Below are 20,439 nucleotides of genomic sequence, written 5' to 3'. Positions count from 1 at the left end.
ATCACTTAACGACGCATCACCTGCCTGAAAGGTCGGTGAGCGTTCGTCGGTCCGCCTCGGCATTGCCGGGCGGACTTTTTTGTGTCCGTCGTTGGCGGTGCGCCGAGGCTCCACAGTTCCAGAGCCGGGAGTTGCGATGAGAAACTGGGCAGGCGCAGTCGTGCTGGTGGGGATGCTGCTCTCTCCAGCAGTGAGCTGGGCGCAGGACAGCAGGCAGGTGCGCGGGCGGGTGACCGAGGCCGGAACTGGCCAGGCACTGGCCGCCGCGCAAATCGCAGTCACCGGAACGCGCCTTGGTGCCATCACCGATGCGGAAGGGCGTTATGTCATTCGCGGTGTGACCGGCAGCAGTGTGGTGCTGCGCGTGGTACGGCTTGGCTATCAGCCAACGACACGAACCGTGAGTCTGACGACAGACGATGTGGTGGCCGATGTGGAACTGCAGGCGGCGGTGAAGACCCTCGATGCCGTGGTCACCACGGCCACGGGTGAGCAGTCGCGCAAGTCGTACGGCAATGTGGTGGCGACCGTGCGCGCCGATTCGCTCGCCGAGAAGGCCTCGGCCACCAATGTGAACGAACTGCTGCAGGGCCGGATTGCCGGCGTGCAGATCGTGCAGGGCGCGGGGCAGACGGGTACCTCCTCATCCATCCGCATCCGCGGCACGAGTTCACTGTCGTTGTCCAACGAACCGCTCATCATCGTGGACGGCGTGCGCCTCGACAACTCGCCCGCTGCGGGCAACTACTCGACGCAGCGCATCAACAACTTCAGCGGCATCAATCCGGAAGAGATCGAGTCGGTGGACATCCTCAAGGGACCATCGGCTTCCGCACTGTACGGCACGGCCGCCGCGAACGGCGTGCTGGTGATCAAGACCAAGCGTGGCCGGACGGGCGCACCGGTGTGGAACGTGAGCGGAGAGATGGGGCAGGTACGACAGCCCGCCACCTTCTTCGACAACTATCGCTCGTGGGGGCGCAATGTCGTGAATGGCACACCCGCGACAGCCGCGGTGTTGTGCCGCATCTCCGACAAGTCGCTTGGACGCTGCCTGCAGGATTCCATCACCACGTTCAATCCGCTCAGCAATCCACAAACCACACCGTTTGCCACTCAGCCGCGCGGTCAGCTGGGCGTCAACGTGTCCGGTGGCACCGATGCGCTCAAGTACTACTTCGGGGTGGAGCGTCTCGAAGAAACGGGTCCGTATCGCATGCCCGATGCGGAGATTGCGCGACTGACCGCGTTGCGCGGCACCGCGCCCACGGCCAAGCAGATCGAACCGAATCAGCTCGCGCAGACTTCTCTCCGCGGCAACTTCAGCTTCCCGCTGGGCAAGACGGCCGACCTCTCGGTGTCGAGCAGCTACTACGATCGCTCGCTGCTCAGTCCTTTCGACGGCGGATTTTTTGCGGGCCTGTCTTTCCAGGCCTTCTTCGCCCCCGGCACGCGCGGCGTGTACAACGGCAATTCGGCGCAGCACACCGGCGACATCTTCTCCGTGGAACAGTCGCGTCGTGACCAGCGCTTCACCGGCTCCACGCAAATGAACTGGAAGCCGGTGTCGTGGTTGAGCAATCGCGCCGTGGTGGGCATCGATCAACTGGCGGCCTACTCCTATCGCTTTGCGCGCGCGAATGAAGGCACCGTCACCGGGTGGGGACCACCGGGGCAGACGGGCGGCAAGGACGCCACGCGCAGTTCCTTCTCGCGCTATTCGGTGGACCTGGGCAGCACGGCCAGCTTCACGCTGAGTCCGACCATCAGCTCCAAGACCAGCGCCGGCGTGCAGTGGTTCAAGGACACGCAGTACGAAACCGTGGTGCAGGGGTACACGCTGCCACCCGGAGCCCAGACACCCAACTCGGCGTCCATTCGCACGAGCAGTGAGTTCACCTCCGAGAACGCCACGTACGGCGCGTTCGTTCAGCAGGACCTCGCGTGGAACGATCGACTGTTCGTGACCGGCAGCGTGCGCACCGACCAGAACAGCGCGTTCGGTCGCAATGTGGGCAATACGCTGTACCCACGCGCGGCGGTCTCGTATGTGTTGTCAGAAGAACCGTGGTTCCCACAGGCATCGGCATTGAGCAACCTGCGCTTCCGCCTTGCGTGGGGGCAGGCCGGTGTGCAACCGGGCACGATTGCCGCGCTGCAGTTCCTCACGGCCAATACGGTGCCGCTTGGCGGAACCGAAGTGGGTGCGCTGCGACTCGGAGCGATCGGCAACAGTGATCTCCGGCCTGAGGTGACCACCGAAACCGAAGTGGGCTTCGACGCCGCGCTGCTGGCGTCCCGTGTCAACGTGGAAGCGACGTACTTCAAGAAAGTCTCGAAGGACGCGCTGTTTCAGAACCCGCTTCCGCCCAGCTACGGCGCCGGTGCCAATCAGTGGCAGAACATCGCCGCCGTACAGAACGCCGGATTCGAGCTTTCCGTCGACGCGCAGCTTCTCACGCGTCAATGGCTCACCTGGTCCACGCGTGTGAACGGATCGCTCATCCGCAACAAGCTGGTGGATGCGGGCAATGCCCAGTTGGCGGTCACGCAGGGCGCGCGTAATGTGGTCGGCTATCCCACCTTCGGACTGTGGGCGCGGCCGATCAAGAGCTTCAACGATGCCAACGGTGACGGCATTCTCACCGAGAGTGAAATCGTCGTGGGTGACACCGCGGAGTATCGCGGACCCACCTTGCCGGTGCGCGAAGCGGGGTGGTCCAACACTATCGGCTTCTTCAACAACAGTCTGCAGGTCAGCACGCTGCTGGACTATCGCGGTGGTTTCTACAACCAGTGGGGCTTCGAGAACCAGCGCTGCATCTCCGGCAACTGCCGGGCGGTGAGCGACCCGAGCGCACCGCTCGCCGATCAGGCGGCAGCCGTCACGACCACGAGTGCGCGCCTCGGTAACAGTGTGTGGGGCTACTTCGCGAAAAACGATTTCATCCGGTTTCGTGAACTCTCGGTGTCGTACACACTGCCGACGACCTGGGCGTCGCGCATCAAGGCGAAGCGCACCACGGTCGCACTGGTGGGACGCAATCTCGGCCTGGTGTGGACCAAGTACCCGGGCATCGATCCCGAGAGCAACGGCAGCGTGAACAACACTGGTGGCGGCAACAACGACTACTTCTCTGCGCCGCTCCTGCAGTACTGGACGTTGCGCGTCAACCTGGGATACTGACATGACTCGAACGACGCATATGCGAAGCGCACGCCGGACGGCGGGTTGGGTCATCGCCCTGACTGCGATTGGGTTGTCGGGCTGCGACCGCGAACGCCTGCTTGGTGTGGAAACGCCAGACCAGATTCGCCCAGAGGATGCCGCGAGCCCGAACGGCGCGCTGGCCGTACGCGCCGGTGCCCTGCGCGACTTTGCGCAGTTCTTTGGCGGCACCACCAACGTGGGTGTGAACGTCTACGTGGGCCTGCTCAGCGACGAGTTGATCAACGCCCGCCCGGGCGCGGATCACATCGACCAGCGCGCCTTCAACGAGACGACGTTTCCCGCCGCAGCGTGGAACAAGTTCTCGGACAGTTACACGCAGACGGTGCGCGCCATTCGGGCGCTCCGGCAGTACAGCCCTGAAGGCGCAGATCGGGGGCGCAACATCGGGCAGTTGTACGCGCTGCAAGGCATCACGCTCAACATCGGCGGAGAGCTGTTCTGCAACGGACTGCCACTGGCGAGCGTGAACGATGAAGCGCCCGAGGCGGCCACGCTCGTGACCACCACGCAGTTGTATCAGCGGGCAATCGTGCAGGCAGACAGTGCGCTGGCCTCGCTGGGCACTGCGGCGGCCGACCAGTCCTTCCGCTATCTGGCCCGTCTGGCCAAGGCGCGGGCGCAACTGAATCTCGCTCAGTTCGCAGCAGCGGCCACTACGGTGGGCGCTGGTGGTGATGGGGCAGGATCCGTAGCGGTGCCCACCAACTGGCAATACCAGGTGGAGTATTCGCAGACGACGCTCGTGAACACCATCTTCGACTGGATGGTGAACACCGGCAACTTCGGGCCTGCCGATCGCGAGGGGATCAATGGGCTGGACTACCGTACCGCACGCGACCCGCGCGTCGTGATCTCCACGACGTCACGCCTCGGCCAGGATGGCTCCACGCAGGTGTTCACCCTGCAGGGCTATCCCAACGGTGCTGCGCCGACCACGTTGGTGAGCGGTGTGACGGCGCGACTCATCGAAGCCGAAGCCGCACTGCAGCGCGGTGATACACAGGCCTGGCTGGCAAAGCTGAACGAACCGCGCGCCGACGCTGCCGTGCGCACGCTGCGCAGTATCTCCAGTGCGGCGGATGTGTTGCCTCCACTGGTCGATCCCGGTACGCAGGAGGCCCGCGTCTCACTGCATTTTCGTGAACGGGCGTTCTGGCACTACCTCACCGCGACGCGTGTTGGCGACCTGCGACGTTTGCAGCGGCAGTACAGTCGCGCTGCGAACGCGGTGTGGCCCACGGGCGCGTACTTCAAGGGCGGCACGTACGGCAGCGACGTGACCCTCACGCCTTCGTTTGCGGAACGCAACAACACGGCCTACACGGGATGCACTGATCGCAATCCCTGACCAATGATGGGGTGCTGAAGTGGCGCGGGGGTGGTTGTTCAACCTCTCCTCCGCGCCACTTCAGCATCAGCTCCGCAGAACTCAATTCTTGACGCGCAATCGCTCTGGTGAGTAGCTCATCCACTCCACCGGCAGCGCATTGCGCCCCAGCAATGCCTCGACCAGTGGGGCGAACGCCCACTCGCCATTGTCGCTGTTGGTCATCAGCACCAGGCAATCGCGCTGCTTCATGAAGCAGAGCAGCAGAGTCTGCGCGCCGTCGCCATGGCCTTGCTTGAAGAACGCCGGACCATGCGGCGTGGTGCGCATGAGGCCCCATCCCAGACCGTATGCGACGCCCAGTCGCTTGGCTTCCGCGTTCCATCCGGTATCGCCGGGTACGGGAAACTCGTGCTGTGTCTGGGGCACAATCTGCGCACGCAGCATTTCGCTGCGTGTGTGCTCCTTGAGCACCGTGCCTCGCATCAGCGCCACGGCAAATCGCGACAGGTCTTCCGCGGTGGACACCATCGATCCCGCTGCGCGAGCCGGCGATCGGCGAGTCGCCGCCAGGAACTGCTCCTCACGGCCGAACCGATCAGCCATGCGCTCCGTGAACGGTGCCTGGTGAATCATCGCGGTGCTGGTCATGCCGAGCGGGCGGAAGACGGCATCATCCATCAGGACTTCGAGTTTCTGTCCTTCGCGCTGCTCGATGATGTACTGCAGGATGTTGAGGCCTTCGCCGGAGTATCGATACGCCGTGCCGGGTTCATGATGCAGGCGCATGCGCTCATCGGGCTCGAGATAGGCGAAATTGCCCAGCCCCGACGTGTGACTGAGCAGCATGCGTGGCGTGACGCGTGCCCAGCGCGGGTCCTGCACAACGGACGCCGCGCTGCTGGCGTAGGCCGTCACCCGATCGAGTGGTGTGCCAAGCAGTGTGACGATGGGCGTGTCGAGCGGAAAACGCCCCTGCTCGACGAGGTGCATCACGTAGGTCGCAAACACGCCCTTGGTGATGGATGCGGCCCACAGGATGGAATTCGTGGTGAGTGGCCGATCGGGCGCCTTGTTCTGCAGGCCGTACGCCGCACTCCAGGCGAGACGCCCATCGTTCACCACGGCCACCTGCAATCCCGTGATGTGGTGCTGCGCGACCAGTGACCGTATGAGCGAGTCGGCGCGCGTGGTGCTCAAGGTGGAACCGTCGAGGCGGCGCAGCGTGCTGTCGGGCGCTGATGCACCGAGCGCCGCCGCAACGTGGATGGCGTGAACGAGATCGGTGAGTGGCATGCACTCCCTACGACAGGGAGCACCGTGCCGTTTCACGCGTGCGTCGCGCCTTCATGCCGAGGCCGGCGAGTCCAACGACGAGCAAAGCCCATGTGGCCGGCTCAGGCACCGACGTGGGTGGCTGCTGCGGATCGGCGGGACCGGTAGGCCCCGTGGGATTGCCTTGCGTTACGCCCAGCACCGTTCCCACGACCAACTGCGCCTTGTTCAGGAAGGCGTTCTGAATGGCGACGAACCCGTCGGCGTTGAAATTCATCACGAGTTCATAGCCGATGGACGACGCCGTGAGCAGCGCAGAGCCAAGCTTGAGCCCCGAACCGAGGTCGGTGAATGCCGCGCCGCCGCCGGTGCCCAGCGTGAGCGAGTTGATCGCGCCGGAGTAGTCCCATACATCGATCGTCTCCGCGGCATTCGACGAGACGAAGCCGCTTTCCCCACCGCATACCGCAGGATGACAGATGGCGACGGTCAGCGAGGCATTCGTGACGGCGATGGCGGTGCCACCGATGACGCTGAAATCGAACAGGTAGAACCCGCGCGTCTCCATGGCATCGGAATAGCCGGTGAGCGGGCCGTAGCCGGGCATTCGGGCGGTCCAGAGACACGCGTATTGCGCCGAAAAAGTCCCTCATCCATCGTCGGGTGGCCGCTTCGCCCCCGCCCGAGCGCCTCACTGCGGCAGGCTCACCATCCGGACACCACCAATCCACACCGAATGCTGCCGGCGGATGTTGCTGATGCGTTCGAGCGGCGAGGCATCGAGCACGACAAAGTCAGCGGCTTTGCCGGCCGCGAGCGTACCCACGTCGCCGTCGATCTTGAGGCAGCGCGCCGCGTCACGTGTGGCGCTTTGCAGGGCCTGGGTGGGGGTGAGGCCGGCATCCACCATCATCTCGATCTCCATGAGCTCGAAGTATCCCTGGAATCGTCCGACGGGGCCGGTATCGGTGCCCATGGCGATCGGCACACCGGCCTGATGCAGCGCCTTCACATTGCGCATGGCCACCGGTAGCTGGGCCTTGTAGCGTTGCGCGCTGACACTCGTGCGCGTGGCTTCCTGTCGCGCGGGCTGCTGCGCGGTGGCCATCCATTCGCGGTTGGCGTGCGCGAGGAACAACGAGTCCTTGAAGAAGGCCGGTGTGCTTTCATACACGTAGGTGGACACTTCGCGCATGAGTGTGGGTGAGTAACACACGTTCGCCCGTAGCATCGCCTGGGTGAACGCGGCGTCCACGGGCTGGTCGCGCACGCTGTGGGCGACATAGTCCGCACCAGCGGCGAGGAGATCCTTCGCGTCATCGAGATAGTAGAGGTGCACCGCCACGCGCAGTCCGCGCGCGTGCGCGGCATCGATCACGGCGCGATAGATCTCGGGCTTCATCTTGGGTGATGTGCCGAGGTTGTCATCGACGCGGATCTTCACGATGTCGACCTTGCGATCGGCCACGGCGGCGACCTGCGCACGCGCGTCGTCGGGCGACGACGGATTGAGCACCGGGCCGGCCACGTACACACGAGCGTGTGACGGCGCCGCGGTGCGCTGGGCATCGCGGGCGGCGAACACGTCGGGTGTTTCGTCGCCCAGGGAATAGACGGTGGTCACGCCGTATGCCGCATAGGTGCGCAGGTTGACCACACTGGACGCGTGTCCGTGCGCGTTGATGAGACCCGGAATAATCACCTTGCCAGCCAATGCGACGCGCTCAGCGTTCGCTGGAATGGTCACCCGTGCGGCGGGACCTGCAGCAACGATGCGTCCATCGCGCACCAGCAGTGTGGCGTTGGCGATGGGTGTGTCACCGTTGCCATCGATGAGTGTGGCGCCGGTGAAGGCGCGCACGGAGGGCTGGGCGGCCACGGGAACGGTCAGGGCCGCCAGGGATGCGGCCGAAGCCAGCAGGCGAGAGAGAGCGGATTGCAGGCGCATGTACCGAGTCTAGCCTCTGCACCGGGTCGGCGCAGAGACTTGTATTTCGGTATATATTCGGTAATTTGAGGCGTCGAAGTGTCTCCGTCAATGACCGTGTTTCGCTTGCCGTGAGGTCACGTGCCTGCTGCTGTGTCGCCACTGCTTGGCTTGAGCTCCTCCATGGAGCGTGTGCGCTCGCTCATTGGGCGGGTCGCACGCAGCCACCTTCCGGTGCTCATTCAGGGTGAGACGGGCACCGGCAAGGAGCTCGTCGCCGGAGCGCTGCATGCGCAGTCTGGACGACGCGGGCGCCTGGTGGCGTTCAACGTGGGGGCGATTCCCGATGCGATCTTCGAGAGCGCCGTTTTTGGTCATGTGCGCGGGGCCTTCACGGGAGCGGTGCAGGACGCCGATGGCTATCTCGCCGAGGCAGATCACGGCACGGCGTTTTTCGACGAGATCGGAACCCTGGGCGCGGGTGCGCAGGCCAAACTGCTGCGGGCGCTCGAGACAGGCACGTATCGGCCGCTCGGCGCGGGGCGCGACCGGCGTTCCGACTTTCGTATTGTCACGGCGTGCAACGAGCTGCTGACCGAGCAGGTGCGAGGCGGAATTTTTCGTTCCGATCTCATGCATCGTTTGTCGGGGTGTGTGATCGTGTTACCGCCGTTGCGCGAGCGCCCTGATGATGTGGAGCTGCTGGCGCGGCATTTCGCCGACAATGCCGGTGTTCATCTCTTGCACTTCACGGCAGACGCGGTTCGCATCCTGCGAGACTATCATTGGCCAGGCAATGTGCGTGAATTGCGCATGTTCGTGCATCGCATCATTGCCGTAGCGGATCCTTCAGTCGTCAGCCAGGACGATGTACGGGAGTTCCTGTTGAATGCGCACCCGGCCACCCATGTGCGCGAGCCCAGCGCCGTGTATGTGCCGGGCGATATCACCTCTCCCACCGCACGCGCGGCCGATGATCGCCGTGTCGATCGCGATGAGGATCCTTTGGCGCGCGCCATTCGCGTTGCGTTGCAGGAGTGTGGCGGGAACACGACGGAAGCGGCGCGTCATCTGGGGATTCATCGCTCCACGTTGTATCGACGCATGAAGCAGCTGGGCATCGTATCTGAAAGGCCAATGCTTCGCGCGACTGTCGCACGGCGTCGCAGTGATTCGCGCGAATCTGCGCGACACGCGGAGAATCAAACGTTTCCCCCGGGTGGGAAGTCTTTGTAGCGCCGTTGGTTGTCGGGCGGGTCGGGAGTGGGCGATTGTGGAACAGTTGATGCCCTGTGTGAAGCGTCTTCAACGAAGAGGCTTCGCGATGGATGAAGAAGTGAATCAACTGGAGTCGCACGGTGCGGAGGTTTCATGCGCGCCGTGATGGGAATGATGATCTGTTGTCCCGTATGCGGTCGTGCGCAATCCGCAGTGGAACTGATCGTGGGCGAGGCGTGGATGGTGTGCTGGCACAAACGCTGCTTGGCCACCTTCTGGGTCATGCGTCTGACTGGCACGGTGGCTTCTGCCTCCGATGTGGAGGCGGGTGTTGGCGCGCGATTGGCGGCGGCGCTGCTCATGTCGTATGCCCCGGCCCCATTGGTGATGCTGGCCGTTCCTGAAGCCGCGCGGCCTGCTTTGGCGGGTGCCACACAGGCGCGCATCGTGGAGCGGTTGACGCAGTTGCTCGTTCCGCCCGGAGCGATACAGCCAGCCAAAGTGCCACGCCAAAAATTGCCTATTGACGGTGTTTGTTCGGGGGTGTAAAATCCCCTAAGACAACAGAATCACGCCGACGCGGCGGATCGTTCGGGCACCAGCCCCGACGACCGCCGCGTTTTGTGTTTGGCGGAACTGTTCAACTTTCTTTTCGCGCCGGAGGCGCTGGAATGTGATTGCTTCGAAGATCTCCATCCCGATCGATGCTCGTGTGCGCACGACCGAGAGTACGGGCAACGCGACGACGCCCGATGTCGGCGGGCCTTGAGGATGCTCATATGGAACGTGCGCTCGGTGCAGGGCGAGCCGCCCGACTCACGCCGAACACCGGTATCAGTGTCGCCCTCGTCATCACCGTCGTACTGGCCGCGCTCTCGATAGGTCGCCAGTTGCAGCGTCTCGACAGTGTCGAAGCGGAGCTTCGGGGACTGCGAGCGGAAATGAACGAAGTGCGCACCCTGCTGGTGCGGCAGGCGGCCAGGGAACACTGATGCGTGTGCATCGGCTCATGGTCGCAGTCTCACAATGGCAATGAATGGCGATGTGAATGCCAATCCCAGTACGAAGGCAAATGCGAATGCCAATGCGAATGCCAATGCAGATGAATGATCAAAGTTGTGCCAATACCCCAATGTCCAATGCCACGAACCCGTCGCTCGGGGCGCCAGCCGCAATTGGCTGGCGCCTCCGAGCGGATCAGCGATACAAGCCGTTGAACAGCAGCTTGAACGTGCCATGCGGCTGCGCACGCTGTGTGATCTGCGGACCGTAGAGCAACACACGGCCCTGGCCAACCTTGGCCTCCACGCCGGCCACGCCCTTGTCGAGCAATTCCTGGCCCCACGCCCAGCCACTGCGCAGCGGCGAGGTGCCCTCGAACCAGGCGATGGGGCGCACACCGCGTGATGCCGCATCGGCGCCAAGCGTGAACACAGGGCTTGCATCGAAGAACACATCGGCCTGACCCGGCATACCAAACGCTGCTGACGATGTCGTGTCGACCTTGATGCGCAGCACACTGCCCGGCACGTAGAACTGCGTGCGCGGATACGGCGTGCCGTCCTTCGCGAGATGATTGCCCACCGGCAACTGCAGGTAGGCGGCGAGGTTCACGGCCGAGTTGCCGATGGCGACGACCGTACCACCCTGTTCGATGAACGCCTTGAGCGAGGGCAGGCTCTTGTCCACGCTCATGCGACCGAACTGCCCCTTGAACTCGGCCGGCAGATTGGGCGGCTCATCGAGCACACCACCACTGCCGCCGCCACGACCGGCGGCCTGCACACCCGGAATGGCGCCTTCCACGAACACCAGTGCGTCGTACTTGGCGCGCAGATTGCCAGCGTCGATGTCCGGTGCAAACACGCGCGAGAAAGGATACGCAAACTGTTCGAGAATCCATCGCGTCCAGCCCGACGGCATCGATCCGCCGTAAGTATCCCACAAGCCAATGCGCGCTGCGCGCAGCGGCGTGGTGCTGGACGGCGCCGATGCGGCGCCGGTGGCGCTCACACCCAGTTCGGTGGCCGCCGTACGCAGCACGTTCGCTGCGGCACCACCAGAGGGCACCCAGAACGCGCCGGCCGGCAACGTGGCTGCACCAGCAGTGACCGCCTGTGTAGCGCGCGCGACCGGCACCTTCGCGGCGAGCAGGCGATTGACCACCGTGAACGCATCATTCACGCGCGGGTCGATCCAGTACCCCTTGGCGCCAGCGCTCACCGTACCGGCGGGTGGCGCGACGTTCCAGTCGGTCACGGCGGTGAACGGTCCGCTGAACGGCTCGAGCAGGCGATCGAAGCGGATGCCCATCTGGTATGCCCACGTCCAGCCGGCGTTGTCGTACGGCGGCGTCGGCGGCGAGCCGGGATACGGGAACACATCGGGGTGCACCTGCGGTTCGAACATGTCGATCACATGTGGACGGAACGCCTGCGCCGTCTGCACCACGAATGAACCTGCCGGATACGACTTGCCGTTCACCGTGAATGCGGCCGTGGCGCGCTGCACGGTGATGCCGGTCTCTCGCAGGCCGTTGATGAACTTGATGGCCGTGAGGAAGTCGGGCTGGTCGCTCGGGATGATGTAGCCACGCGGATCGCGATACTCGGGTGCATGTTGCGCGGCCCAGATGAGCGAGTCGGCGCCCTTCACGCGCTTGGCCACTTCGGCATCACGCCGCGGATTGGGCGTCCACGTGTCGCGGTTACCGCGCTCGATGGAGTTCTTGCCCATGCGGTAGATGTTGAACAGCAAATTCTCGCGCAGGCGCGACGCGTGATCGAGCACGGCGCGGTTGAGCGACACCGAGTAATCCACCGACTGGCGCAGGTGCCACATCTGCGGCGCGACCGGCATGGCCATGTCGCCGCGCGGAATCTGCCGTTCGGCGATGAGCGGAATGCGCATCGGCGTGGGGCCGCCGATCATCTCGGTGAGTACGGCGATGGTGTTGTGGAACGTGGCGGTGTTGCGAATGCCGCCGTTCCACCAGCCATCATAGGAGGCACCATTGCGCATGGTCGCACCGGGCTTGCCTTCGATGGCCAGACGCGTGTGCATGGCCGTGCCGAGGGCCTGGATACCCAGCAGCATGGCCGGGTCGAGATTGTAGTTGTACGGATCGCGGAACGGTGGCGAATACACCACCGTTCCGGCCGGGCCGCTCTGATGGTGGTTGTAGAGCAGCTGCGGGAACCACGTGTGATACAGGGCGCGATTGATGTTCTCCGTCTCCTTCTGCGTGGAGGTGAAGAACTCACGGTTGTTGTCGTGACCGATGTACTTCTGGTACAGACGCGGCAGGCCGGTGAGCGTGCGCTCCTTGGGATCGCTGGTGCGCATGTACCAGTCGGCGACGAGATCATTGCCGTCGGGATTGGCATGCACGAACAGCATGATCACGTCGTCGAGAAACCGCATCGTCTCGGGGTCCGTACCACTCGCCATCTGATAGACCGTTTCGCCGAGCTGCTGTGCGCCGAGTGTTTCTGTGGCGTGCAGGCCGCCGTCGATCCACACGATGGCCTTGCCTTCCTTGGCCAGCGCGCGCGCCTGGTCGTCGGTCAGACCTTCCGCTCTCGCGAGACGTTCGGCGATCTGCCGATAACGCTCGAGATTGCGGTGGTTCTCCGGCGACGTGATGATCGCCATGAGCTGATCGCGCCCCTCGGCGGTCTTGCCCATCACGCGCAGCTTCACACGCGGCGATTCTTTCTCGAGCGTGCGCCAGTAGTTGCTGATCTGCTGGTAGTTGGCGAGGAAGTAATCGTCGCCGTAGTTGGCGCCGAACGCTTCCTTGGGCGTCGTGATGCGACCCTGGGTCTGGGCGTGTAGCGGTGGAGCCGCGCAGAGCAGGGACGCCAGTGACAGGGTCGTCAGCGGGGCGAAGATACGACGCATCGTGGGACGGGGCAGGGGACACGCAGCGAGTGGACGTGCCCAAACTACGAGTCAGTCGCCCGTCTGGCGAACGCGGAGTCAGCCCAGGTAGTGCGGACAGAGCTTGTTGCCGTGACTCTCCGACGGCACCCGTTTGGGTTTGGGTGATCCCGGCGTCTGTGGCATAGCGTCGAGTCGCAATCGGACCGGACTGCTCGTGGTGCGCGTGTTTCGTACGGCCACCACGGAGGAATCGGTCATCACACAGGAGAGTGCGCGATAGGTCTGCCGGAAGTTGGCGCAATTGGCAAACAGCACGCCGAACTTCATGGGCGACGAGATGTTGGGCGCGGTGGCTGGCTCGGACAGCAGATGCACCAGGGTAAGGCCCGCCGGCGGGCGCCAGGAGCGCACCTCGTTGGGAGCCAGCGTGAACTCGGTCTCATACGGGCGGTAAGGGGCGATCGCGTCCGGCGTATCCACCGGATCTTGCACCCTCACGCCGACCGCGACGTCGCAGTCGCCGGCTTGCACCCGCAGGTATGTGTGACCGATGGCGCGAGCGACGATGCGTCCGTCACGCAGCACAGCCACGCTGGTATCGGCCATGGCGACGACGCCCGCGATCTGGCGCACGGGAATGCGTTTCGCGGTGAGCGCGCCAATGCTGTAGTCCGTGGGACCATCCCCAAGCCGCAAGTCTACACTTGGCATGGCCTGCACCATGGCAATGGGGCGACACAACACGCTGAACACTCTCGAAGCGGCGCCGCTTCGGGCTTCCACGCGCAGGTCGGCTGTCGTCTGGCAGTCGACCTCGCCCCTGTGACTCAGTGCGATACCGCTGCCGGCGACGAGACGCCACTGCACCGGTGCGTCTTCCAGCACCGATCCGTTGCGCGTGAGGATCGTCGCGGGCAGAGGAGTGGGGCGCTGTGAGTTGACCACCACCGTGTCGGAATCGGTGGCGGTGGTGGTGATGCGCGCGGGAGTTCTGTCACACGCCGTCAGTACAAACAGGAGCACGACGAACGGAGCATTGCGATTGCGGCACATGGGCATGCCTCCAATGGGGAAGAATGCTCAGAATTTGACGCGTAGTGTGGCTCCCGGCGAGAGTGCGGTCCATCGTTTTCCCTGATATCGCTCCACGATCTGCACGAGCTCGGTACCGCGAATGCCACGCACGATGCGCGGTGGTTTCTCGGGCGAACGGAAGAAGTCTTCCCAGTGGCCGAAGATCACATGATCCGGTGCCAGGTGGGCGAGCAGAATGTCGGGGTAGGCGTGTGCCTGATCGAAATTCGCGGCAGCGATGATCACGATGGTGCGTCGGGCGGCTGGCATGGTCCGCAGCACACTGGCCGCCCGACGCACGACATCGGGTGAACCGGCGGCGTCGTGCACGAACAACCGCACATCCACCGAGTCGGTGCGCACGCCGATATCGATGGCGTAGGCATGCACACGGCCGAGCTTCCAGCCGTGCACCGAACGTGGGAGGCTGGTGCGCGGTGCGCGCTCGTGATCATTGGCGATGACGAGATTGCCGATGTTGGGCGCATGATCCCAGGCGATGGCGCGCACGCGCAGATGCGGTGCCACCACAATGGCTTGTCCGGGGTGCTCGGCATCCGTACCGGCCACCGAGTCGATGGCTGCCACGCGCCACGGCGCGGTGGATGCGAGTGGCGCGAGCAGGTGTCCCACGGTGCTGCTGCCATACACCGTGGCGTTGGTCAGTTGTGGCGCGAGTGTCGGCAGGTCCATCAGGTGATCGTAGTGGCCATGACCCACCAGCACGGCGCGCACACGCGACAGGCGGGCGGTGCCTGCGCTCGGCATGGCCGCGAGGCGTCGCGCGGTGCGTTGCTGATCAGGCGCCGAGCCGAGCCACCAGTCGCCCAGTGCCATCCACCAGAGCGTCGGGTTGGTGAACGACGGGGGCGTCATCAGGAGCTGGGTGGTATCGCGCCACGGCACCATGAGATATCCGCCCACGCCCATGGCGACGATATCGAGTGAGTCGGTGCAGCGCGGCGCGCAGTCGCCCACCGCCTTGACCGCGTGCGTCGCGACGGGGGCAAACGTTTCCGGACGACCGGTGCGCAGCCAGTGGCAGCCGCCCAACCACAGCAGGAGTACGCACAGCAGCCCCCAATATCGGGGCACGCGAGTAGTGGGAGGCTCGGGAACGGGAACGGGCATGGCGTCTCCGGAAGCTACATCACCAACTGCAAGATTTTGGGCCTGGGCGAAACGCCCACAAAATGCCGCCGTAGGGACGACCGCCCCTGTCGATTCCCGTGGGATCGGGTATCGTCAGGGGATGCCCGGGAAGGTGCCGCGATTGCGGGCCTCCAATACCGGATAGCGCGGTTGGCCGTCCGGCGTTTACCACTTGTCCCACGCCTCCCTCATGCACGTTTCGTTCTCGCGCGGCACCGCCGCGCTGGTGGCTTCGGCAGCCCTCGCGGCGCTGTCCGCCTGCGCCAAGGCCAAGCCGAACACGGCGGCCTCACCGGCCACCGATCCGCGCAACAACCTCAAGGCCGGTCTGTTCGATGCCGGCGAGTACACCTCGAACCTCAAGGTCGTCTCCAAGGCCGTTTCCCCCGAAGGTTTCCTCGGGCAGACGAACTCCGACCTGGCGTTCACGGGCAACTATGTCATCCAGGGCAATTACAACGGCCCGGTGGTGTGGGACATCAGCAACCCGTCGGCGCCCAAGCTGGTCGTGGCCTACGAGTGCCCCGCGTCGCAGAACGACGTGTCGGTGTACAAGAATCTGATGTTCATGTCGGCCGAGGCGATGAACGGCCGCATCGACTGCAAGCCGGGCGGTGTACGCGAGACGGTGAGCAAGGATCGCATGCGCGGCGTGCGCATCTTCGACATCACCAACATCCGCGAGCCCAAGCTCGTGGCCAACGTGCAGACGTGCCGCGGTTCGCACACGCACACGGTGCTCGAAGACCCCAAGGACAAGCAGAACGTCTACATCTACGTGTCGGGTTCGTCAGGCATCCGCCCGGGTGGTGAGTTGGCGGAGTGCGCGAACACGGCCAGCTCCGATGCCAATTCGGCGCGCCTGCGTATCGAAATCATCAAGGTGCCGCTTGCCAATCCGGCTCAGGCCGCTGTCGTCGGGCGTGCGAACATCTTCGCCGGCCTGAATGCGCCGAGCACCCACGGAGCGTCGGCCGCGGACAAGGCCGACATCGCGGCGATCAAGGCCAAGGGCGCGTTCATGATCATGGTGCCGTCCATGGAGCAGGAAATCGAAGTGCCGGCGCAGTTCGTGAAGCCGGTGCTCGACAGCATCACCAAGGCGCGTGGCGCCACGGTGGCCAACGCCGCCGACTCTGCGGCGGCGCGTCCGCTGGTCGATGCCAATGTGAAGAAGCTGCTCACGGCCAACGGCATGATGAACCCGCCGACCAAGGGCGGTGCGATTCATGAAACGTCGCAGTGCCACGACATCACGGTGTATCCGTCGCTCGGCCTGGCCGGTGGCGCGTGCGAAGGCCATGGTCTGCTGCTCGACATCAGCAACCCGGTCGCGCCGGTGCGTCTCGACGCCGTGGCCGACTCCAACTTCGCCTACTGGCACTCTGCCACGTTCAACAACGACGGCACGAAGATCCTCTTCTCCGACGAATGGGGCGGCGGTGGCGCACCGAAGTGCCGTCCGCTCGACAAGCCGGAATGGGGCGCCAACGCGATCTTCGAGATCGTGAACAAGAAGATGGTGTTCAAGAGCTACTACAAGATCCCGACGTTCCAGACGGCCAACGAGAACTGCGTGGCGCACAACGGCTCGCTGATCCCGATCCCGGGCCGCGACGTCATGGTGCAGTCGTGGTATCAGGGTGGTATCTCGGTGTTCGACTGGACGGACGCCGCGAATCCGAAGGAAATTGCCTCGTTCGACCGCGGCCCGGTGGATGGCACGCGCATGCAGATGGGCGGCTCGTGGTCGGTGTACTGGTACAACGGCAGCATCGTGAGCTCGGAAATCGCCCGCGGCATGGACGTAGCCGAGCTGGTGCCGAGCCAGTACATCTCGCAGAACGAGATCGATGCGGCGAAGACCGTGAAGTGGGACTACCTCAACGCGCAGGGTCAGCCGAAGATCGTGTGGCCGCCCAGCTTCTCGCTGGCCAAGGCCTTCACCGACCAGCTCGAGCGCAAGGGTTGCTCGGCGAGCACGGTGAGCGCGCTGCGCTCGCAGATCTCGGCTGCGGAGAAGGCCAACGGCGCAGATCGCAATACGGCACTGGCGAAGGCTGTGACGGATGCGGAAGGCGCACGGAGCTGCGATGGCGCCAAGGTGGACATGCTGAAGAAGTCGCTGCAGGATCTGCGCGCGCTCGCGATGTAGTTCGCGCTGGGTGCGGTGTGGCAAACACGACCAGGTGCGTCCATGTGACGCGCCTGGTCGTTGTCTTTGGGGGGGCGGGGCATACGAATTCCATACACATTCGCCCACCCTGCGTGCGTGGGGATGCGCTCCGTCCCTCTAGGTTTCCACGCCAACCGCTCGCGTGAGAGCGGTGTCACATTCATGTTCCTGTCCGGAGGTCCGCACGTCTGCGCGCGTTCTGATTGTCGAAGACAACACGGACCTGGCCTTTGGGCTGAGTCGTACTCTCGAGGCGTACGGGCATCGCGTGGCGGTGGTCGCTGACAGCACCACGACCATTGCGCAGGTGCTGTCGTTCCAGCCGCATCTGGTGATTCTGGATCTCATGATGCCGGGGCTGGATGGCTTTTCGGTGCTCGAACGATTGCGGACCGATGGTTTTGTCATGCCGGTGCTCATTCTCAGCGCGCGCAGCGAAGAGGCCGACAAGGTGCGCGGTTTCCGCAGTGGCGCCGATGACTTCGTCACGAAGCCGTTTGGTGTGCTGGAGCTGGTGGAACGGGTGTCCGCGTTGCTCCGCCGTGCGCGGCCGACGGAAACCCCTGCGCATTCGGCCGTGTTGCCGGCTTATGTGCGATTCAGCGATGTCCTGGTGGATGTCGCGGCTCGGCGCGTGTCGCGTGGCGATCAGGCGGTATCGCTCACACCCAAGGAATTCGATCTGCTGCTGGCGCTTGTACGGCAACCGGAGAGGGCGCTGACGCGTGCGACACTGCTACGCGACGTATGGGGGCATGCGCCCGACATCCAGACGCGCACGGTGGACCTGCATGTGGTGGAGCTGCGCCGCAAACTCGAACGCGTCCCTTCGCGGCCGCGTCATATTCGCACCGTCTGGAAGACGGGCTACCGGTTCGATCCGTGAACGCCGCCGCGAAGGGCGCCACCGTTCCCGCTTCCGTGAGCCGATCGATGGCCTGGCTGACCATACGCCGTGTGGCCGGCCTTCTGGTGTTTGCGAGCGCCAGTGCCGCAGGGATCGGCTGGTTGCACGTGCGCAGTCAGCGTGACTTTCTCGAGCAGATGCTGGTGGCCTTGCCGCAGTCGGTGGCACTCTCAGCGGATATCCTGAGTGATTGGGTGGCCATGCGCGACGCGCAGGCCACGACGCTGGCCGCTCTCATTGCGGCAGGAGGAAAGGGCGCCGCGACCGTGGCGTTGCAGGAGGAGTCGGTGCGCGCGGTGATGCGCGCCGGAGGATTCGTGCGCGGCGTGGTGAGCGACAGCGTGTTGCCCGGCGCACGCCGCGTTCGCGCGCGAACCGGAGGGGCCGATTCGGTGTCGTCCATCGACTTCATGGCGCCCATTGCCACCGGAGGGGTGACCCGTGGCAGTGTGCTGCTCACAGCGGTCGCCAATCCGGCTGGTTTTTCGCACTTCAACGTGGCGGCGCCGACCGACCTCACTCAGCGGACCGCCCTGTTTGATATGACCGATGGTGGTGCAGTGCTGATGACGGTGAGTGCGCCCGGCGGAGCGAAGCGACCTGCCACCAGCGCATCCGTTCCCGCGGATGTGCGGCCGTCGTCGGTCTATCTCGCAGGTCTGCGGCGCGATGGCCAACGTGCGTCGCGCGGCATTGGCATGGGCATTACCGGCAGCGAGGTGGTCTACACTCGCACGCCGGTTCCTGGCACGACCTGGCTGCTGGTCCGTGAGCGGGACGTGGGTGAACTGATGGCCCTGCTCAGTGGCTCCTTGTGGTTCACAGATGCGGTGTTGGCGACGATGGTGATGCTGGTGATCGGCGTGCTGCTGTTGCGCTGGCGTGCGGTGCACCTGCGTCAACAGCATGAGGCCATGCAACTGCGTGCCACGTTTGTGGCATCAGTCTCGCACGAACTACGCACGCCACTCACGCAGATCCGGCTGTATGCCGAGATGCTGCGCCTTGGTTTGCTGCCCGCCGAGGCCGATGCCGCGCGGGCCCTGTCCATCATCGAGAAGGAAGCGGATCGCCTCTCCATGCTCGTGGAGCGCTCGCTGACGTTCGTGCGTGCGGGCACGGTGATGGAACCGTCGGTGCCTGCTCCAGTGAATGTGGGCGACGCGGTACAGCGGGCGATGGCGACCATGGCACCGCTGGCAGCAGAGCGCGGAGTGACGCTGCAGCTGGATGTGGTGACCGATGTGTCGGCGCGCATCGAGCGTGATGACCTGCAACAAGTCCTGCTCAACCTGCTCGACAACGCCATCAAGTACGGACCGGACGGACAGGCCGTGATGCTGCGGGTATCGGGCGATACGGACACGGTGCATATCGCCGTGATCGATCAGGGACCAGGCATCCCGGTCGAGGAACGGGCCATGGTCTGGCAACCGTTCGCGCGGGGCCGTGACGCACAGCTCAGCGATCAGATCGGTTCAGGCATCGGGTTGGCCGTGGTGCACGACCTGGTACGGCGTGCGGGTGGCACGGCGGATGTTGGCGACGTGCATGATACCGGGGACGCGGTGCGCAACAGTGCGCGCCACGCCGTGCGATCCGGTCTGCGTGGCACCTGCATCGACGTGCGGCTCCCTGCGGCGTGACGTGGTAGATTGGGCGTGCGCGTTCGCCGATGCGTTTGTGTCGCGCCGCTGCGTGCCCTGTATCTGTCCTTCACCGGGAACCACCCATGTCCGGCCATCGTCCCGTGCGCGCCGTCCTCATCGCGTCCGTGTTGTCCTTCGCGGCCGGAGCCGGTGTCATGCGTGCCCAGCAGCAGACAGCCACCCGTCGTGAACCGCAGTTCGAAAACGATGAACTGAAGGTGTGGAAGTCCATCATCATGCCCAATCAGCCACTCACGCAGCATCGGCATGATCATGGACGGGCGCTGGTCGCACTCACGGACGGCACGCTCGATGTGGTGAACCCGGCTGGCAAAACGGTGAATACGTACCACTGGAAGAAGGGGCGCGCCTACTGGCTGGGTGCGGACCCCAAGGGCGAGACGCATGCCGATGTGAACAACACCAAGCAGCCCATCGAAGTCATCGTGGTGGAGCTCAAGAAGGACCAGCAGTAACCGTGTCGGACACGATTCGCCTGTACACCCGCGAGACGATCAAGACGGGACGGTACGCGATGATCGGCGCGGAGCCCGTCATGGCGCGTCGTGTATGGTTCGTGTTGCACGGATATGCGCAGCTTGCATCGGGTATTCTGC

At 64.5% G+C, this 20,439-nt stretch carries 15 protein-coding genes; 9 read left to right on the top strand and 6 right to left on the bottom strand.

The window, feature by feature from the left end; all coding sequences use genetic code 11:
- Positions 1–136: 136 nt before the first annotated feature.
- Both VGE27_RS07565 and VGE27_RS07560 read left to right on the top strand, forming a co-directional pair.
- Complete coding sequence (locus VGE27_RS07565) at positions 137–3,187, top strand: SusC/RagA family TonB-linked outer membrane protein (RefSeq protein WP_331049038.1); 3,051 nt, start codon at positions 137–139, stop codon at positions 3,185–3,187.
- Between the two features lies 1 nt (position 3,188).
- The gene (locus VGE27_RS07560; protein ID WP_331049037.1) at positions 3,189–4,580 is read left to right on the top strand and encodes a hypothetical protein; all 1,392 of its coding nucleotides are present in this window, start codon (positions 3,189–3,191) and stop codon (positions 4,578–4,580) included.
- A gap of 81 nt (positions 4,581–4,661) precedes the next feature.
- Here the strand turns inward: VGE27_RS07560 and VGE27_RS07555 are convergent, their stop codons facing one another.
- The 3 genes from VGE27_RS07555 to VGE27_RS07545 form a co-directional block, all read right to left on the bottom strand.
- Positions 4,662–5,855 (bottom strand): serine hydrolase domain-containing protein, encoded by a 1,194-nt coding sequence (locus VGE27_RS07555; protein WP_331049036.1) that lies wholly within the window; start codon positions 5,853–5,855, stop codon positions 4,662–4,664.
- Between the two features lie 7 nt (positions 5,856–5,862).
- Positions 5,863–6,441, bottom strand: a complete 579-nt coding sequence (locus tag VGE27_RS07550) for a PEP-CTERM sorting domain-containing protein (RefSeq protein WP_331049035.1) — start codon at positions 6,439–6,441, stop codon at positions 5,863–5,865.
- An 84-nt stretch (positions 6,442–6,525) separates the two neighbouring features.
- Positions 6,526–7,782, bottom strand: coding sequence for an amidohydrolase family protein (locus VGE27_RS07545; RefSeq protein WP_331049034.1), 1,257 nt, complete (start codon positions 7,780–7,782; stop codon positions 6,526–6,528).
- Positions 7,783–7,902: 120 nt separating this feature from the next.
- On the opposite strand from VGE27_RS07545, the gene VGE27_RS07540 reads away from it, so the two are divergent.
- The 3 genes from VGE27_RS07540 to VGE27_RS07530 all read left to right on the top strand — a co-directional run bounded on the left by VGE27_RS07540 (position 7,903) and on the right by VGE27_RS07530 (position 9,971).
- Complete coding sequence (locus VGE27_RS07540) at positions 7,903–8,997, top strand: sigma 54-interacting transcriptional regulator (RefSeq protein ID WP_331049033.1); 1,095 nt, start codon at positions 7,903–7,905, stop codon at positions 8,995–8,997.
- Between the two features lie 264 nt (positions 8,998–9,261).
- Complete coding sequence (locus VGE27_RS07535; RefSeq protein ID WP_331049032.1) at positions 9,262–9,528, top strand: hypothetical protein; 267 nt, start codon at positions 9,262–9,264, stop codon at positions 9,526–9,528.
- A gap of 230 nt (positions 9,529–9,758) precedes the next feature.
- The gene (locus VGE27_RS07530) at positions 9,759–9,971 is read left to right on the top strand and encodes a hypothetical protein (RefSeq protein ID WP_331049031.1); all 213 of its coding nucleotides are present in this window, start codon (positions 9,759–9,761) and stop codon (positions 9,969–9,971) included.
- A gap of 205 nt (positions 9,972–10,176) precedes the next feature.
- Here VGE27_RS07530 and VGE27_RS07525 read toward each other — a convergent pair whose 3' ends face one another.
- From VGE27_RS07525 to VGE27_RS07515, 3 genes are all read right to left on the bottom strand, one after another.
- A complete protein-coding gene (locus VGE27_RS07525) occupies positions 10,177–12,882 on the bottom strand; it encodes a M14 metallopeptidase family protein (protein WP_331049030.1) in 2,706 nt (901 codons plus the stop codon).
- A gap of 78 nt (positions 12,883–12,960) precedes the next feature.
- Positions 12,961–13,917, bottom strand: coding sequence for a hypothetical protein (locus tag VGE27_RS07520; protein WP_331049029.1), 957 nt, complete (start codon positions 13,915–13,917; stop codon positions 12,961–12,963).
- A 27-nt stretch (positions 13,918–13,944) separates the two neighbouring features.
- On the bottom strand, positions 13,945–15,033 hold the full coding sequence (locus VGE27_RS07515; protein ID WP_331049028.1) for an MBL fold metallo-hydrolase: 1,089 nt from the start codon (positions 15,031–15,033) through the stop codon (positions 13,945–13,947).
- 247 nt (positions 15,034–15,280) lie between these two features.
- Here VGE27_RS07515 and VGE27_RS07510 point away from each other — a divergent pair, with 247 nt between their 5' ends.
- From VGE27_RS07510 to VGE27_RS07495, 4 genes are all read left to right on the top strand, one after another.
- Entirely contained in the window at positions 15,281–17,245 is a 1,965-nt protein-coding gene (locus VGE27_RS07510) for a hypothetical protein (protein ID WP_331049027.1), read from the top strand.
- A gap of 163 nt (positions 17,246–17,408) precedes the next feature.
- Positions 17,409–18,152, top strand: a complete 744-nt coding sequence (locus VGE27_RS07505; protein WP_331049026.1) for a response regulator transcription factor — start codon at positions 17,409–17,411, stop codon at positions 18,150–18,152.
- Entirely contained in the window at positions 18,149–19,819 is a 1,671-nt protein-coding gene (locus tag VGE27_RS07500; protein ID WP_331049025.1) for a HAMP domain-containing sensor histidine kinase, read from the top strand. The genes VGE27_RS07505 and VGE27_RS07500 overlap by 4 nt, the downstream gene beginning before the upstream one ends.
- 86 nt (positions 19,820–19,905) lie before the next feature.
- Positions 19,906–20,298: a hypothetical protein gene (locus VGE27_RS07495; RefSeq protein WP_331049024.1), complete on the top strand. Its 393-nt coding sequence runs from the start codon at positions 19,906–19,908 to the stop codon at positions 20,296–20,298.
- Positions 20,299–20,439 lie beyond the last annotated feature (141 nt).

It is taken from the genome of Gemmatimonas sp. (assembly GCF_036405635.1).
Classification (GTDB): domain Bacteria; phylum Gemmatimonadota; class Gemmatimonadetes; order Gemmatimonadales; family Gemmatimonadaceae; genus Gemmatimonas.
This window is presented reverse-complemented; position numbering and strand designations above follow the sequence as displayed.